Annotated in this window: 20 protein-coding genes; 13 read left to right on the top strand and 7 right to left on the bottom strand. The window is 65.0% G+C overall.

All coding sequences use genetic code 11. The features are described 5' to 3' along the window. Positions 1-106 precede the first annotated feature (106 nt). Positions 107-277, top strand: coding sequence for a hypothetical protein (locus IVA92_RS11185; protein ID WP_247275731.1), 171 nt, complete (start codon positions 107-109; stop codon positions 275-277). An 87-nt stretch (positions 278-364) separates the two neighbouring features. On the opposite strand, the gene IVA92_RS11190 is transcribed toward IVA92_RS11185, so the two are convergent. Beyond that, positions 365-658, bottom strand: coding sequence for a hypothetical protein (locus tag IVA92_RS11190; RefSeq protein ID WP_247275732.1), 294 nt, complete (start codon positions 656-658; stop codon positions 365-367). A 190-nt stretch (positions 659-848) separates the two neighbouring features. Between IVA92_RS11190 and IVA92_RS11195 the strand changes: the two genes are divergently transcribed. Continuing rightward, on the top strand, positions 849-1,049 hold the full coding sequence (locus IVA92_RS11195) for a hypothetical protein (protein WP_247275733.1): 201 nt from the start codon (positions 849-851) through the stop codon (positions 1,047-1,049). Between the two features lie 198 nt (positions 1,050-1,247). On the opposite strand, the gene IVA92_RS11200 is transcribed toward IVA92_RS11195, so the two are convergent. Continuing rightward, positions 1,248-1,532: a hypothetical protein gene (locus IVA92_RS11200; RefSeq protein ID WP_247275734.1), complete on the bottom strand. Its 285-nt coding sequence runs from the start codon at positions 1,530-1,532 to the stop codon at positions 1,248-1,250. Positions 1,533-1,799: 267 nt separating this feature from the next. On the opposite strand from IVA92_RS11200, the gene IVA92_RS11205 reads away from it, so the two are divergent. The 6 genes from IVA92_RS11205 (at position 1,800) to IVA92_RS11230 (ending at position 4,882) form a co-directional block, all read left to right on the top strand. Further along, positions 1,800-2,006, top strand: a complete 207-nt coding sequence (locus IVA92_RS11205; protein WP_247275735.1) for a hypothetical protein — start codon at positions 1,800-1,802, stop codon at positions 2,004-2,006. Continuing rightward, entirely contained in the window at positions 2,003-2,224 is a 222-nt protein-coding gene (locus IVA92_RS11210; protein ID WP_247275736.1) for a hypothetical protein, read from the top strand. The genes IVA92_RS11205 and IVA92_RS11210 overlap by 4 nt, the downstream gene beginning before the upstream one ends. A gap of 50 nt (positions 2,225-2,274) precedes the next feature. Beyond that, complete coding sequence (locus tag IVA92_RS11215; protein ID WP_247275737.1) at positions 2,275-3,351, top strand: flavodoxin family protein; 1,077 nt, start codon at positions 2,275-2,277, stop codon at positions 3,349-3,351. Continuing rightward, on the top strand, positions 3,348-4,247 hold the full coding sequence (locus IVA92_RS11220; protein WP_247275738.1) for an NAD(P)/FAD-dependent oxidoreductase: 900 nt from the start codon (positions 3,348-3,350) through the stop codon (positions 4,245-4,247). Before IVA92_RS11215 ends, IVA92_RS11220 begins: the two co-directional genes overlap by 4 nt. A gap of 103 nt (positions 4,248-4,350) precedes the next feature. Continuing rightward, complete coding sequence (locus IVA92_RS11225; RefSeq protein ID WP_247275739.1) at positions 4,351-4,680, top strand: four-helix bundle copper-binding protein; 330 nt, start codon at positions 4,351-4,353, stop codon at positions 4,678-4,680. Positions 4,681-4,693: 13 nt separating this feature from the next. After that, a complete protein-coding gene (locus IVA92_RS11230) occupies positions 4,694-4,882 on the top strand; it encodes a hypothetical protein (RefSeq protein ID WP_247275740.1) in 189 nt (62 codons plus the stop codon). Between the two features lie 19 nt (positions 4,883-4,901). Here IVA92_RS11230 and IVA92_RS11235 read toward each other — a convergent pair whose 3' ends face one another. Further along, positions 4,902-5,159, bottom strand: a complete 258-nt coding sequence (locus IVA92_RS11235; RefSeq protein ID WP_164940018.1) for a hypothetical protein — start codon at positions 5,157-5,159, stop codon at positions 4,902-4,904. 285 nt (positions 5,160-5,444) lie between these two features. Between IVA92_RS11235 and IVA92_RS11240 the strand changes: the two genes are divergently transcribed. Next, the gene (locus IVA92_RS11240; protein ID WP_247275741.1) at positions 5,445-5,819 is read left to right on the top strand and encodes a hypothetical protein; all 375 of its coding nucleotides are present in this window, start codon (positions 5,445-5,447) and stop codon (positions 5,817-5,819) included. Between the two features lie 4 nt (positions 5,820-5,823). Here IVA92_RS11240 and IVA92_RS11245 read toward each other — a convergent pair whose 3' ends face one another. Further along, positions 5,824-7,092, bottom strand: a complete 1,269-nt coding sequence (locus IVA92_RS11245; RefSeq protein WP_247275742.1) for a polysaccharide deacetylase family protein — start codon at positions 7,090-7,092, stop codon at positions 5,824-5,826. A gap of 156 nt (positions 7,093-7,248) precedes the next feature. After that, positions 7,249-8,022: a polysaccharide deacetylase family protein gene (locus tag IVA92_RS11250; protein ID WP_247275785.1), complete on the bottom strand. Its 774-nt coding sequence runs from the start codon at positions 8,020-8,022 to the stop codon at positions 7,249-7,251. A gap of 116 nt (positions 8,023-8,138) precedes the next feature. Between IVA92_RS11250 and mgtE the strand changes: the two genes are divergently transcribed. The 4 genes from mgtE (at position 8,139) to IVA92_RS11270 (ending at position 12,070) form a co-directional block, all read left to right on the top strand. Next, on the top strand, positions 8,139-9,560 hold the full coding sequence (mgtE, locus tag IVA92_RS11255) for a magnesium transporter (protein WP_247275743.1): 1,422 nt from the start codon (positions 8,139-8,141) through the stop codon (positions 9,558-9,560). A gap of 224 nt (positions 9,561-9,784) precedes the next feature. Further along, on the top strand, positions 9,785-10,087 hold the full coding sequence (locus IVA92_RS11260; RefSeq protein WP_247275744.1) for a helix-turn-helix domain-containing protein: 303 nt from the start codon (positions 9,785-9,787) through the stop codon (positions 10,085-10,087). A gap of 156 nt (positions 10,088-10,243) precedes the next feature. Then, positions 10,244-11,062 (top strand): aldo/keto reductase, encoded by an 819-nt coding sequence (locus tag IVA92_RS11265; protein WP_247275745.1) that lies wholly within the window; start codon positions 10,244-10,246, stop codon positions 11,060-11,062. Between the two features lie 48 nt (positions 11,063-11,110). Next, positions 11,111-12,070 carry a hypothetical protein gene (locus tag IVA92_RS11270; protein ID WP_247275746.1) on the top strand — a complete coding sequence of 320 codons (960 nt, stop codon included), beginning with the start codon at positions 11,111-11,113 and terminating at the stop codon, positions 12,068-12,070. 328 nt (positions 12,071-12,398) lie between these two features. On the opposite strand, the gene IVA92_RS11275 is transcribed toward IVA92_RS11270, so the two are convergent. Together IVA92_RS11275 and IVA92_RS11280 are read right to left on the bottom strand one after the other, a co-directional pair. Further along, positions 12,399-12,536 (bottom strand): hypothetical protein, encoded by a 138-nt coding sequence (locus tag IVA92_RS11275; protein ID WP_247450863.1) that lies wholly within the window; start codon positions 12,534-12,536, stop codon positions 12,399-12,401. A 578-nt stretch (positions 12,537-13,114) separates the two neighbouring features. After that, the gene (locus tag IVA92_RS11280; protein ID WP_247275747.1) at positions 13,115-13,831 is read right to left on the bottom strand and encodes a DUF599 domain-containing protein; all 717 of its coding nucleotides are present in this window, start codon (positions 13,829-13,831) and stop codon (positions 13,115-13,117) included. Between the last annotated feature and the right edge of the window lie 89 nt (positions 13,832-13,920).

The raw sequence follows: 13,920 nt of genomic DNA on the forward strand, positions 1-13,920 counted from the left end.
GAAGCAATCTGGAGTATTGTGCCTGCATCACCGGCCAAGGCTTTGCCCGTAGGCGCCGGTGGCTGAGAGATCGCGTGCTCCCGCCTGCATTGATCGGGAGCATGCTATGGACGACGATCCTTTCGCCTTTGAAACCCAAGACCTGCTAGAGCGCGCTGATCGCGTAATTGAGGAGAGTGTCCGCCTGCGGGCTCTCAACGCTGAGATCAGGAAGCAGCTACATCTCGCCCGTGATCAATTGGAATGGCAGCTCGCCGGGGCGGTCCTCAAGAAGTAGGGGCGCCGTCCTGTCTGCGACTGGTGAGCGCGCGGGCTTTCGCAAACTTCCACGAACCAAGCGTCGATCGTCCCGCTTCCGAGCGGCTCATTTCGACAGGCACGGCAACGCCGTTAAGATCTTAATCCAAGTTAGTGCCTGCATGAATTTTGAGCCGGCGGCGCATTTTGAGTAACTTGCGTAAAAGGCACTTTCACGCTGGCGTCCTATCATGGACCGATGCGCGATCCCCTCCTTTGCCGCGCAGCCGGCACGATAGACATCAGCCGCGCTCTGCGGGAGCAGCATCGACTGCTTGCGGCCGAGCACCGCCAGGCCGCGGGTGAACTGCGCCTTGCGCTCATGGAGAGCGCCATGGTCCTCACCGAGGTGAAGGCTCATCGTGACAATCGGGAAGACGAGTTCACATCGAGTGCCGGTTAGGCGATCTGCTGCCAGGTTTTTTGCGGAACCCGGCAACCGCTCCGCTTCTGGAGCGTTGATGGTTCGCCCACGCCGTTTGGGTGTGGCTAGCGCCTGACCATGGGGAACGCAACGGCGCGCTCTGCCCGATCATCAGGGAGAACGCCTCATGTTGATGCGGCATCGATCGAAGCAGACGGATCCGCTGGAGATACGCCTCGCCGCTGAAGCGCAGCGGCTGCGCGAAGAAGCCAAGGCGCTGCCGCCGGGAGCGGCACGGGACGAGATGTTGCGCAAGGCGAGGCAAGCGGAGACCGGCTCTCAGATGAGCGAATGGCTTCGATCACCAGGCTTGCAGCCGCCCGACTAGAACCACGCAGAGGCATGCGCAGACTGGCGCGCAAGGCCGCGGCGCAAATAATGCGACGCGGGTCCGGGCTGCACGCACCGGGAACAGGTTAGATGTCGGCGCGTACCGATGCGCTGGTGTCGTGGGCAGAAACCGGAAAAATGAGCACCACGTCCATCGTCCCCGTTGCGTCCGGTTGTCACCCGGCGGTGCCTTCCGTCAACGCCGCTTCGCGGCTTTGGTTCGCCTGTTATACGGCGAGCGATTGGTGGGCCTCAACGAAATCCCTTCACGCTGCGCCTTGCTGCGGATGGCTGCGGCCGGACGCTGAAGCTTAATGCTCATGACGCCGGTTGGCGTGTTGCCTTTCGCGAGCTGCTTCAGCTTGCTCACGTCCGCAGGCGTCCACGGCTCGCGCGCGCGGCGCTTGTAGGCGGGATGCGCCTTGCGTGGTCCTTTGCGGCCGATCGGTGAGCCCGGCCGTTTCCATGCTGCTTTCGCCATGATGATCCTCCTTCAAGTCCCCCATGAACATGCGAATCAGAATTTCGGTTCCGGCGCAGTCGAATTGCGCTGCGACGCAAACCTGCTGCGTAGCCGCGAGCAAAATCACGCATTGTTAACTTATTGAAATGCCGGAACCCGCTGATGCGGCGGAAGCTACAAACATCGCCGGGCTGGGCCGCCCCAGCCGGTACGAAACCTGGGCCCCGGTGCCCGACCTCCCGCCGGGGCCAATTTCCTTCCATCCAAATGATTTGTGAAACGACAATGACCGCCAAACGCAACCGCAGGAAACAGACCCAATCGCTCCAGGAGCGGCTGGCTGCATTCGCCGAAAACGCCCGCGCACGTGCGCGCAGCCTGCCGCCCGGTAGGGAGCGCGAGATGCTGCTGCAACGGGCCAAGCAGAACGAGGTGACCTCGAACCTGACGGACTGGCTGAGCGCGCCCGCCCATCCCAGGCGAGATCGATGACGATGCCGGGCATGAAGCACTATCGCGCTTTCCAGATCGATCGCGACGGTCATGTGTTCGGATGCATCAATCTCGTCTGCGGCGATGACGAGCAGGCCAAACGCGAGGCCGCCGCGCTCGTGCTGGTCCATCGCATCGAGCTATGGCGGCTGGACCGGCGGATCGCGCATTTCGATCTGGCTCAGGAAGCCGTTCGCCAACAGGCATTCGGGAACTAGCCGCTGCGCCCCGGGTTGGTCGAACGCGCCCGACTTTGCCAGGAGCCAGCATGACGGAAGCCGACATTCGCAAGGGGATGCCGCCCGTCAGGCTGTCGCGCGAAGAATTCGAGAGCCGTTACAGGAGCCAGTTCGTCGATCCTGCCTTTGCCCCCCTGCAACGCGAGCTTGATGCCATCGTCGGCGCCGCCTGGGACGCTTACAGCCATTCGCGCAAGGCGCCGCTGACGCGCAAGGCGGGAGCAGGCTTCGCCGATCCCGATTACGACATTGCCGTCGATTGGCTGGAGGCGCGTGCCGCCGTGCTTGCGGCGCAGCGACGGCATGACGATGCCAGTGAGACGCTGCGGATCCTGATCATCAACGGCTCGGCCCGCAGCGAGCACACCTGTCCCGGCGAGATGTCCAAGACCTGGCGCCTGGTCAAGTTGGCCGAGCCGGTCTTCACCGAGATGGGATTTGCCGTCGACATCCTCGATCTCTCGCGCCTCGCTTCGGAATTCGGCAAGAATATCCATCCCTGCAAATCCTGCGTCGCAACCGCGATGCCGCTCTGCCACTGGCCATGCAGCTGCTATCCGAACTATTCGCTGGGGCAGGTGGGCGACTGGATGAACGAGATCTATCCGCTCTGGGTCGCCGCCCACGGCATCCTGATCGTGGCGCCGGTGAACTGGTATCACGTGCCCGCCGGACTGAAAGCGATGATGGACCGGATGGTCTGCGCCGACGGCGGCAATCCCGATCCGAGCTCGACCCATGGCAAGAGGGCCGCTGAAGCCAAGGCGATCGAGCTGAAGGGCTGGCCTTATCCGCGTCATCTCGCCGGCCGTCATTACGGCGTCGTCGTTCACGGCGATGCGGTCGGCGCCGAGGGGGTGCGCCGCGCCTTGTCCGACTGGCTTACCGACATGCAGCTGATCTCGGCGGGCCGTTACGCCGAGCTCGACGGTTATGTCGGCTATATGGAGCCATACGCCAATTCGCATCGCGAGCTCGACGAAGACGACGAATTCGAGCAGCAGGTGCGGAATGCGGCGCGCGCGCTCGGCAACGCGGTCCGGCTGGCGCGGAGCGGGCGGCTCCAGGACCCCGGTGCTGGTGTTCAGGACCCAAACCCCAAATGACCAGCGCGCCACTCGATTGCTTGATCGTCGGCGGCGGCCCGGCCGGACTAATGGCCGCAATCTATCTGGCGCGATTTCGCCGCAGCGTCTGTGTCGTGGACGCCGGCGCGAGCCGGGCGGCGCTGATCCCGCGCAGTCACAACGTCCCCGGCTTCGTCCACGGTCTGTCCGGCACCGAATTGATCGCGCGCATGTCGGCGCAACTGGACGAGCTCGTCGTGGCGCGGGTCGACGCAGAGGTCACCACATTGCAGCGGCACGCGCATGGCTTTGAAGCGAGCTGGAACGGTCGCGCACATCAGGCCGTCACCGTCGTTCTCGCCTGCGGCATCGTCGACACCCATCCGCCGTTCGTGGAATGGCGCGCGGCGGTCGCGGACGGGCTGTTGCGCTATTGTCCCGTCTGCGACGCCTTCGAGGCCGCCGGCCGCCGCACCGGCGTCGTCGGCCCTCTTCACCGCGCTGCCGGCAAGGCGTTGTTCCTGCGCGGCTACTCGCGCGACGTGACGCTGCTCGCAACCGGTCCGGACGACGGGAAGGCAGCAACGTCAGAGCTGTCTGAAGCGGGTGTGAGGCTCGTGTTCGCGCCCGACCTGCACTTGCGGCGACGCGACAACGGCGTCGAAGCCGCCTTCGCGGACGGCCGGACGGCGCAATTCGACATAGTCTATCCCGCGATGGGCGCGGAGGTCCGCTCGCAGCTCGCGATGGTGCTGGGCGCCGAACATACCGCCGAAGGCTATTTGAAGGTCGACGACCATCAGCGCACGTCGATCGATGGGCTCTACGGCATCGGCGATATCGTCACCGACCTGCACCAGATCTCGGTCGCCTTCGGCCACGCCGCAATTGCCGCCTGCACGATCCATAACAGCCTGCCGCGGCTCTTGGCATGACGCGGCCGGGCCTGGCAGAGCCACACAATCGAGCGGAACCTGGAACGAAGCGCGTTGCCCCGCTTTGGTCGAGCGGAGTGAGGCGCGCGATGGGAGAGAACGGATGGCCCAATCCGAAGACATGACCCGCTGCATCGGGCTCTGCATGAGCTGCTATCAGACATGCCTCGGCACGGCGATGAATCACTGCCTCGAGACCGGCGGCAAGCACGTGGAGCCAAAGCACTTCCGCCTGATGATGGCCTGCGCCGAGATCTGCCGGACGGCGGCGCATTTCATGCTGATCAACACGCCCCATCACAGGCACACCTGCAGCGAATGCGCTGAAATTTGCGCCGAATGCGCCGAGGATTGCGAGCGGATCGGCGGCATGGACGAATGCGTCGCGATGTGCCGCTCCTGCGCCCAATCCTGCCGCGCGATGGCGGCCTGAAGGACGACGCCCCATGCTGGAAGAGAAACTCAAGGAAGCCATCATCGGCGAGCTGCAAAGACAGGCCGCCGAGCGGCCGCAAGCGCTTAGGGTTCAAGGCGCGGATGATGCCGAACGCTCGGAGGAGCTGAACGTCAACGGCAAGGTCGACCTTGGCGCGCTGGTCATGGTGATCGCGGGATCGGTTGCCGGCGGCCCTTAGCTCGATCGTCGACCGCCCCTTAGCCGTATTCCTCTCCGATGCCGTATTCCCGGTAGATCTCCAGCGGATCGAGGTCGGGGAACAGGCGGCATTTGGCCTGGGCCAGGTGCAGGCTTACCGCGGCCGGCTCCTTGCCATTCGAGAGCATCTTGCGGATGTCGTCCATATGTGCGTTCGGCCGGTGCTTGGGCTCGAGTTGCTCCAGTGCGACCAGCGCGGTCGCGAGGGCCTCGGTCAGAACCCAGTCGTCGTGGCCCGTGATTCCCTTCTTCGACATCGGCAGACCCCACATCTGGTGGCGGTCGATAGTCTATCGCGACTTCCGCCAAATCGCCATTGAACCGTTGCGGGCTACCGGCGTGCAATGGACCGACGGCATGCTCCGTCTTGCATTATGGCCGCGTGTGGCTAAATGGCGGCGAACTGCGAGGCGATAGTATCTTTGTTGAAACAAATTTGGCGTAGACGGACCTGCACGGTCTCCAGGCCGGCTGCTCCGTCCGGCCCCCTGATTCCGTATGCGCAACGATCCGGTTGCGCATCCCTCAAGGCTCGAGCCAGCATGGTCTTTCTTAGCTTCGTCTACCGCTTCATCACCAATTTCGCTTTCCTGGCGGTGGTCTATTTCAGCCTGAACTTCATGGAGAAGTATCCGAACCGGGCGATCCTGGCGATCCTGGTGCTGGTCTATGCCGCCATGCGCGCCGCCTCGACGCTGCGCGCGTTCTACTTCTTCCAGAAGATCGAGAAGCTGGAAGCCGAGACGCGGCGCCTTCAGGCTCCCATCAATGATGGCTCGGGCGGAAGCTCGGCACGCAAGCAGGTCGTCGCCGACGTTGCGCGGCTGCGGCGCGACGGCGAGCTCAAGTCCTATATGGACCTGTTCTTCCTGGCGCTGATCGTGCTGCTCTGCGTCGCCGCGATCATGCGGCAGTAGGACCTTAAGCACGCTTCTTCAGGCTGGCGACGCCGGTCGGGTGTGGGGCAGCGCTCTTGGTCTGCGCGGCGGGCTTCGGCGCGGCTGGCGCTGCCTGCGCGGTGCGCCGTCCTTGCGATCTCGCTGCCTTGCCCCTGGCTGCCTTGTCCTTGGCCGCGTGCGGCGTCTGGGCTGCCATGGCCAGCCGCGTCGCGCGCCGCGACAAGGACGTCGACAGCAGCACCTCGACCGAGCCCTCGGGGATCGCAAACAGATCGCGGCCCGGCACGGGCAGGGTAGCCTCGACATTCGCCTGCGCCATGGTCCGGCGCGGCAGCAGCGGCTGGTGCTCGGTCTGCGCATTGAGATCGGCAAGGGCGGGCGCCGGCAGCATCCGGGTCTGCGCGAACACGAAATTCGGCACGCGCGGCCAGCGCGCGATCGGCGTCGTCTCGGTCGGCGAATGCAGCAGCCATTCCACCGGCGTGGTCGGCGTCGCCGGCCGATCGGCGGTCGCGGGCACCACATGGACGATACGATAGCCCCGCGCCTTGAGGTCACGGATGATCTTCGGCAGCGCCGCCACCGTGCGGGCCTGGATGTCGTGCAGCAGCAGGATGCCCTTGCCCTTGGCCTCGAGGCGCTGGATCGCGAGCTGATAGACGCGATCCGACGACACATGGCGCCAATCGTCGGCCGGACAATCGGCGCTCCAGACCTGGATGCCGCGCGAGATCAGATGGTTCTCCACGCCTTCGGCGCGCATCAGGCCGGGAATGCGGAAGAACGGCGCAAGCTTGGTCGGATCCGTCATTGCGGCCGCGGTCCATTCGATGCCGCCGTTGATCTCGGCCTCGGCCTTCTCGATCGGCATGCGATCGAACGTCAGCGGATGGTCCATGCTGTGCGTGCCGACGGTGTGGCCCGCCGCCACCAGCTTGCGCACCCCTTCCGGGTTGGCCTTGGCCTGGTTGCCGATGATGAAGAAGGTCGCCTTGATGCACTCGTCGGCTAAGATCTGGAGCACCTGGTTGGAATATTTCGGCAGCGGACCGTCGTCGAAGGTCAGGACCACTTCATGGTCCTTCAGGGGCAGCGTCTCGCGATATTGCATGGTGCCGATCAGCGGATGCTCGCGCGGATCGACCACGAGGGTACGGGACGTCCCGAGCGCGTCGGGATGGCCGGGACAGTCGGCCGCGAGCGCCGCCGGCGAAGCGGTCGTCAGCAATCCCAGCAACAGGCCAAGGGCCGTCCACGATCGCGTCCGCAAACCAACGCTACTTCCGATCATGAACCTCGTCTGCCCCCATGAGATTGCCGCCTTAATAGGTCGGAGATGCCCCAAAACGGTTCAACCGGAGCCGCCCTCAACTTTGCATGGGGTAGCATGAACAGAGTATTAATTGGCCCCAAATCACCCATTTTGCGCCGGCGTGACATTCCGGCATCAATGCGCATCGGCATTCTTCTGCGCTGGGCCTGCCGGAACGATGTGAACAACTCGATACCCGTTCTCCCTCAGATACCGCAGGAAGGCCGGCATGATCGCGGCCGTGCGCGCCTTGGGGTCGTGGAACAGGATGATGCCCTTGCCGCTCGCGGCGAGGCGCTCGGTCACGAGCTTCAATTCCTGCTCCGGCGTGATCTCGTTCCAGTCGCTGGCCCAGAGGTCAGCCCCGAACACCACGATGCCGCGCGCCTGGAGCAGGTCGAGCTGTGCGGGCGTGGACTCGAAATAGGGGAAGCGGAAGAACGGCGTCGAGGGCGTCGTGGTCGAAACCCCGCGCAGCGCCATCTCGTCGGCCGCGATGCCGCGGTCGATCTCGCTCTTGGCCTTGTCGAACGGGATCCGCGCCATGAACGGGTGCGAGAAAGTGTGGTGGCCGATGGTGTGGCCCTCGCTGGCGATGCGCTTGACCATGTCCGGATGTTCGGAGGCGTGCAGGCCGATCAGGAAAAAGGTCGCACGTACGCATTCCTGCGCCAGCGCCGCCAGCACCTTCGACGTGGTCGGTGGATGTGGGCCGTCATCGAAGGTCAGCACGACCTCGCGATCGGCGAGTGGCAGCGTCTGCGGAAAGCTCTTCAGGCCCACGCGCGGGGTGGCCTTGACGTCGACACTCAGAACGCGCGCAGTGCCGAGCGCGTCCTTGCGCGGGCACTCGGCGGCTTCAAGCGAGGTCGCGCCGACGAGGCCGGCCAGCACCGCGCCCAGCGCCATCGGCGTCCATTCCGGGCATTGCATCTTTGTCATTGCGCTCGCTGTTCGCTTGTGGGTATTGCCTGAACCGTCAGCCCAGACCATCTGATCCAACCTGTCAAACGGCGAGGCGCGCCATGGATGAACATCTGGACGTTGCCGCTCCCGCCGCGGATTCGGTACTCGACCACGTACCGATGCGCAATGAAGACGGCGAAATTCGTCACGAATTCGTCGAGGAGATCGCGCATGCGATCGAGGCCGCAGACTCGGCACAGCTGCGCGCGATCGTCGCCGAGCTGCACGAGGCCGACCTGGGCGACCTGATCGGCGCGTTGCAGCCCGACGACCGCGTCCGCCTGGTCGAGCTGACCGGGCGCGACTTCGACTTCTCCGCGCTGAACGAGGTCGACGAGGCCGTGCGCGAGGAGATCCTCGAGGAACTGCCGCCGGAGACCGTCGCTGAAGGTGTCCGCGAGCTCGAATCCGACGACGCGGTCGAGCTCCTGGAAACGCTCGATGCCGAGGAACAGGAGGAGATCCTCGAGAAGCTGCCGCTGAAGGAGCGCGTCGCGCTCGAGCGCAGCCTGCTCTATCCGGAGAATTCCGCCGGCCGGCGGATGCAGACCGAATTCATCGCGGTGCCCCAGGACTTCACCGTGGGCCAGGCGATCGACTACATGCGCGAGACGCCGGACCTGCCCGACCGCTTTTATGAGATCTACGTCGTCGACAAGGACCAGCACTGGCAGGGTGCGGTGCCGCTCGACGTGCTGCTGCGGGCGCGCCGTCCGGTGCCGCTCACCGAGCTGACCGACGAGGATCGCCGCCGCGTCTCCGTCCTGGAGGACCAGGAGGAGGTGGCCCGCATGTTCGGCAAGTACAATCTCGTCGCAGCGCCTGTGCTCGACACCCAGGATCGCCTGGTCGGCGTCATCACCGTCGACGATGTCGTCGACGTCATCGAGGAGGAGGCGGACGAGGACCTCAAGGCGCTCGGCGGCGTCACCAGCGACGAGGAGCTGTCGGACACTTTTCTCACCATTGCGCGCGGCCGCTTCAACTGGCTGCTGGTCAATCTCGCCACCGCCTTCCTGGCGTCCTCCGTGCTCGGCCTGTTCGAAGGCCAGCTCGAGAAGATGGTGGCGCTCGCCGTGCTGGCGCCGATCGTGGCGAGCCAGGGCGGCAATGCCGCGACCCAGACCATGACGGTCGCGGTGCGGGCGCTGGCGACGCGCGAGCTCGGCTCCTCCAACGCCTGGCGCGTGGTGATGCGCGAGAGCCTGGTCGGCCTCGTCAACGGTCTCGCCTTCGCCGTGATCACCGGCATCGCGGCCGTGGCCTGGTTCAAGATCCCCGGCCTCGGCATCGTCATCGGGCTTGCGATGATCTGCAACCTCATTGCCGGCGCGCTCGGCGGAATCCTGATCCCGATGGCGCTCGACCGTGTCAGGGCCGATCCCGCGGTGGCGTCCGGCACCTTCGTCACCACCGTGACCGACGTCGTCGGCTTCTTCTCCTTCCTCGGCATCGCGACGCTCTGGTTCGGGTTGAAGTAGGACGGACGTGCGGCAACCTCACTCTCGTGTCCCGGGCGCGCAGCAACGCCCTTAGCGTTGCTGCGCAGAACCGGGACCCAAAAAGCGATAGGGACGAGACCCACGAGATGGGCCCCGACACTGCAGCGCAACGCTGAAGAAGTGCTGCGCTGCGTCCGGGGCACGAGACCGCTCTCTTAATCCGAACTTAAGCGACCTGCCGCATCATCGCCCCGCTTGGGGGAATGAGCATGCGGTTGCGGCTGAAGGCGGACGGACGGATCGTCGAATTGCGGGACGGACAGGAATTTCCGGTCCAGCCGGCGGCCAATGTCGCGCCGGGCGATGCCGGCCCGCTCGCGGTGCGCGATTTGCGCCGCCGCGCCTGCCTCACGCAGATGGAGTTCGCCGCAAAACTCGGCGTCCCAGTCGAGACCATTCGCAACTGGGAGCAGGGCAAGCGCGCCCCGCGCGGACCGGCCCGCGCGCTGCTCGCCGTGATCGCGCATGCGCCGGATACGGTCTTCCAGGCGCTCGCCAAAGTTTGACGCTAAGGACGGAACGCCAAGAGCTCGCGCGAACCTGCCGTTAGCATTGCGTTGAATATCCGGCCGAACTGTCGCGGCGTCCGTTGGCAGCGTCATGGGCCGGGTCCATAATGACGGCCGGATGATTTGGGGCTGCCGCAACAGAGAGGATTCCTCATGCTGTTCGTCGAGGCCAATGGTGCAAGGATCCCGGCGATCGGGCTCGGGACCTGGGAATTGGGCGGCCGGCCATGCGCTCGCATTGTCGAGCAGGCGCTGCGGCTCGGCTATCGCCACATCGATACCGCGCAGGCCTATGACAACGAGCGCGAGGTCGGCGACGGCTTGCGGTCCTCGGGCGTGCGCCGCGACGACATCTTCCTCACGACGAAAGTCTGGACCAACCATTTCGCGCCCCACGATCTCGAACGCTCGGTCAAGGAGAGCCTCGCCCGCCTGCGACTTCCCTCCGTCGATCTGTTGCTGCTGCACTGGCCGAATTCGCATGTGCCGCTGGCGGAGACGCTTGGAGCGCTGTCGCATGCGAAGCGCATGGGCCTGACCCGCCACATCGGCGTTTCCAATTTCACGGTGGCGCTGATCGAGCAGGCGGTGGCGTTATCGCCCGAGCCGCTTGTCTGCAATCAGGTCGAATATCACCCTTATCTGGATCAGGCGAAGGTGAGGGCGGCCTGCGACCAGCATGGTCTTGCTCTCGTCGCCTACAGTCCCATCGCCAAGGGCCGCATCAAGTCCGACCAGACGCTCGCGGAGATCGGCCGCGTCCATCGCAAGAGCCCGGCGCAGGTGTGCCTGCGCTGGCTGATGCAGCAGAATGTCGCCGCGATCCCGCGCACCTCGCGCGTCGAGCGTCTGTCGGAAAACATCGAGATCTTCGATTTCGAACTGTCGGAGGACGAGATGGGCCGGATCGCCGCGCTCGCCAATCCCAGGGGACGCCTGACCGACTTCGGCTTCGCGCCGAAATGGGATTGAGGGGGCTTCCATTATGCTAGGACCAGCGCGGCAACCTGAAGTCAATCGATGGAACTGCGGAAGATCATACGGACGGACCTGGCGGCGTCGGCAATCGCGCATCTGACGCTGGTGGCGCTGATCATCCTGATCAGCGAAGTCCATCCGTTCCACGCCGCGCCACCCGAGACTGTTACGGTCGACATCGTCACGCCGGAGCAGGTGAAGGAGGAGGCCAAAGCCGAGCAGAGGGCCCAGGAAGAGGCGAGGGAGAAGCCGCCGGAGCCGAAACCCGACCTGAAGCTGCCGAAGCTGGATTTCGCCGACAAGTCGGATGCGACGGCCAAGCAGCAAGCCGCGCCATCGCCCTCACCGCAGGCTTCGCCCGAGCCGCAACGTTCTGCGCAGCAGCAACAATTGCAGAAACAGCCTTCGCCGCCGAACCCGCGCGAGGTCAATGCACAGCCGCAACAGCCTCCGCAGCAAGCCCTGCCGCAGCCGATGCCGCAACCGCCGCCTCAGGGCATGCCGCTGCCTCCGACGCCGCCATCACAGGTGATGCAGCAGCCCCAGGCCGCACCGCCGCCGGCCTATCAGGCTCCGGAGCCCGACGTCACCGTCAAGTACGGCGTCATGCTGGGCCTGCCACCTGAATTGACGGAGCTGCCGAAAGACGCCCCCAAGAACGACGGCGGCGACGCCAAGGATTCGATCGCCGCCAAGCTGCCGTCCGAGGTCATCGCCGAGCTGCGCCGTCACCTGAAAAACTGCGCCAAGCTGCCGTCCGGGGTCGCGCCGACCGACAACGTCTATATCAAGCTGCGCACGGTGTTCGCCACCGACGGCACGCTGGCACGCGAGCCGATCCTGATGGAAGCCCCGCCGTCCGCGAAGGGCGTCGCCATCGTCAAGTCCGCAATGAGCGCACTCCAGAATTGCCAGCCCTACAAGATGCTGCCGGCCGACAAATACGGGGAATGGAAGGTGCTGGATTTGCCGTTCAGCCCGCGGGATTTCGGCGGGGGCTAGGACATAGTCGTGTAGCCCGAACGGAGCGCAGCGTAATCCGGGTGATTGCTCGCCATTGACACTTTCCCCGATCGCGCCGCGCTCGATCCGTCGCCGCGCCTGTGTCGCGGCTCTGTCAATCCCGATTGCGCAAAATATTCTCCTTTACCGAAATTCGGAAATGACGTATGTATCGCCCACCCCGGTTCATCCGAGAGGGGCGATCATGTGTCGTGATGATCGCGGAGCCGGGCTTGCGGTGGACGCGGCAGCGTCGGGCGCGAGAGGCCAAGGGCAGGGCGGATTGCTCTCCGTGAGCCCTTAAGCTTCGCGCAGACGGACGGCGCTGTCAGGTTCGTCGCGCCAGCATGTCGATGGCAAGGTGCACAACGCCGTCGAACCCTGCGGCGCAGGCGAGCCGCGCGTACGGCAAAACCGTGTGGTCCTGGCCGTCGTTGCTACGGTCAAGCCCTGGCGGATGCGGCATGGGCGTCAACCGGCGCGGTGTCCGTGACTTTCGCTGGAGTGAGGGAGGCCAGAACGAACTCGGCTCCCGGGAGAGCGCGGCATAAGCCGTCAAACCACTGCGCAGGGAAGGCCGTGTGTTGGGCTTCACCTGTATGCCGCTGTGCAGTTCTTCTGCGTGTGCCTTTCGCACAGCGGACCGTGGGTGCCAGCCGGCACCCGGCCTTTCCTGCGCCCTCCGGCTTTGAGGGTGGAGAGATCAAGCAAAGCTCGGGCGAAACGCGCCGCGAGAATGCGAAGGCGTGTCTGCACGTTGAATGTGTGTTGGAGAATGACGTTGGTTCACCATGCTCCGTCATTGCGAGCGCAGCGAAGCAAATCCAGAGTCTTTCCGCGGAGGGATTCTGGATTGCTTCGCTGCGCTCGCAATGACGTTGAGAGAGCATGCCTCACTCTCCTCTCGTGCCCCGGACGCAGCGCAGCGCCCTTCAGCGATGCGCTGCAGAGCCGGGGCCTATATCGCAGCGCCTTCCCGTGTGGGCCGGGTCCCGGCTCTGCGTCGCGTCACTTCGTGCCGCGCCGTGTCCGGGCGGCAGTGCATCAATGACCGCGCTTCTTCTCCTCGTCAGCCGCCACCACCTCCGGCGCCATCGCCGCCCAGGCACTGGACGCGAATTGCCGTCGCCAGGTCACGACCACCACGGCCGCCGTGGTCGCGAACAGCAGCCAGGGGCTGACGAACCAGCCGAGATAGCCGAGCGCGAAGAAGAAAGCGCGCTGGCCGCGGTTGAAATGGCGGCCTGCGGATTCGAACAGGCGCGTGGTGCGGATGACATGGGCTTCCGCCTCCACCGTGTCGCGCTGGGACGCTGGCGGCATGCCGCCGAACAGGATCGCGACATAGTTGAACAGGCGATAGGCCCAGGCGAACTTGAAGAAGGCGTAGACGCAGATCAGCACGAGGCCGACGCATTTCAGCTCCCACAGTGCGGGCGAGGGGCTGAGGTCGATCGGCAGCTTGCTCAGGATCGTGATGGCGTCGTTGGTGGCGTGCAGCAGCGCCAGCGCGCCGCCCAGCGCGAACAGGCTGGTGGAGGCGAAGAAGGCGGTGCCGTTCTGGAGCGAGGCCATGATCTGCATGTCGACCATGCGCGTGTCGCGCTCGAGCAGCTGGCGCACCCAGACCTCGCGGTAGCGATTCATGCGCGCCGACAGGCTGTCGCGGCCATAGGCCGAATGCTCCAGCGTCAGCGCGTAGACCAGCCATTCGATGATGAAGAAGCCGACGGCGGTAATGTCGACCCAGTGCCTGCTCATGTCCGTCTCCTCGCGGGCGGCAACGATTGCCACGCATGGCAAGCCGCGGCAACGATTGATTGGGGGCAGGCTATGGCGTTAAAAGCAGC

Source organism: Bradyrhizobium sp. 154 (genome assembly GCF_023073875.1).
GTDB lineage: Bacteria > Pseudomonadota > Alphaproteobacteria > Rhizobiales > Xanthobacteraceae > Bradyrhizobium.

Coding starts and splice junctions, on each gene's coding strand:
- IVA92_RS11185 (WP_247275731.1), top strand. CDS start 107: ATGGACGACGATCCTTTCGCCTTTGAAACCCAAGACCTGCTAGAGCGC.
- IVA92_RS11190 (WP_247275732.1), bottom strand. CDS start 658: ATGAGCCTTCACCTCGGTGAGGACCATGGCGCTCTCCATGAGCGCAAG.
- IVA92_RS11195 (WP_247275733.1), top strand. CDS start 849: ATGTTGATGCGGCATCGATCGAAGCAGACGGATCCGCTGGAGATACGC.
- IVA92_RS11200 (WP_247275734.1), bottom strand. CDS start 1,532: ATGGCGAAAGCAGCATGGAAACGGCCGGGCTCACCGATCGGCCGCAAA.
- IVA92_RS11205 (WP_247275735.1), top strand. CDS start 1,800: ATGACCGCCAAACGCAACCGCAGGAAACAGACCCAATCGCTCCAGGAG.
- IVA92_RS11210 (WP_247275736.1), top strand. CDS start 2,003: ATGACGATGCCGGGCATGAAGCACTATCGCGCTTTCCAGATCGATCGC.
- IVA92_RS11215 (WP_247275737.1), top strand. CDS start 2,275: ATGACGGAAGCCGACATTCGCAAGGGGATGCCGCCCGTCAGGCTGTCG.
- IVA92_RS11220 (WP_247275738.1), top strand. CDS start 3,348: ATGACCAGCGCGCCACTCGATTGCTTGATCGTCGGCGGCGGCCCGGCC.
- IVA92_RS11225 (WP_247275739.1), top strand. CDS start 4,351: ATGGCCCAATCCGAAGACATGACCCGCTGCATCGGGCTCTGCATGAGC.
- IVA92_RS11230 (WP_247275740.1), top strand. CDS start 4,694: ATGCTGGAAGAGAAACTCAAGGAAGCCATCATCGGCGAGCTGCAAAGA.
- IVA92_RS11235 (WP_164940018.1), bottom strand. CDS start 5,159: ATGTCGAAGAAGGGAATCACGGGCCACGACGACTGGGTTCTGACCGAG.
- IVA92_RS11240 (WP_247275741.1), top strand. CDS start 5,445: ATGGTCTTTCTTAGCTTCGTCTACCGCTTCATCACCAATTTCGCTTTC.
- IVA92_RS11245 (WP_247275742.1), bottom strand. CDS start 7,092: ATGATCGGAAGTAGCGTTGGTTTGCGGACGCGATCGTGGACGGCCCTT.
- IVA92_RS11250 (WP_247275785.1), bottom strand. CDS start 8,022: ATGGCGCTGGGCGCGGTGCTGGCCGGCCTCGTCGGCGCGACCTCGCTT.
- mgtE (WP_247275743.1), top strand. CDS start 8,139: ATGGATGAACATCTGGACGTTGCCGCTCCCGCCGCGGATTCGGTACTC.
- IVA92_RS11260 (WP_247275744.1), top strand. CDS start 9,785: ATGAGCATGCGGTTGCGGCTGAAGGCGGACGGACGGATCGTCGAATTG.
- IVA92_RS11265 (WP_247275745.1), top strand. CDS start 10,244: ATGCTGTTCGTCGAGGCCAATGGTGCAAGGATCCCGGCGATCGGGCTC.
- IVA92_RS11270 (WP_247275746.1), top strand. CDS start 11,111: ATGGAACTGCGGAAGATCATACGGACGGACCTGGCGGCGTCGGCAATC.
- IVA92_RS11275 (WP_247450863.1), bottom strand. CDS start 12,536: ATGCCGCATCCGCCAGGGCTTGACCGTAGCAACGACGGCCAGGACCAC.
- IVA92_RS11280 (WP_247275747.1), bottom strand. CDS start 13,831: ATGAGCAGGCACTGGGTCGACATTACCGCCGTCGGCTTCTTCATCATC.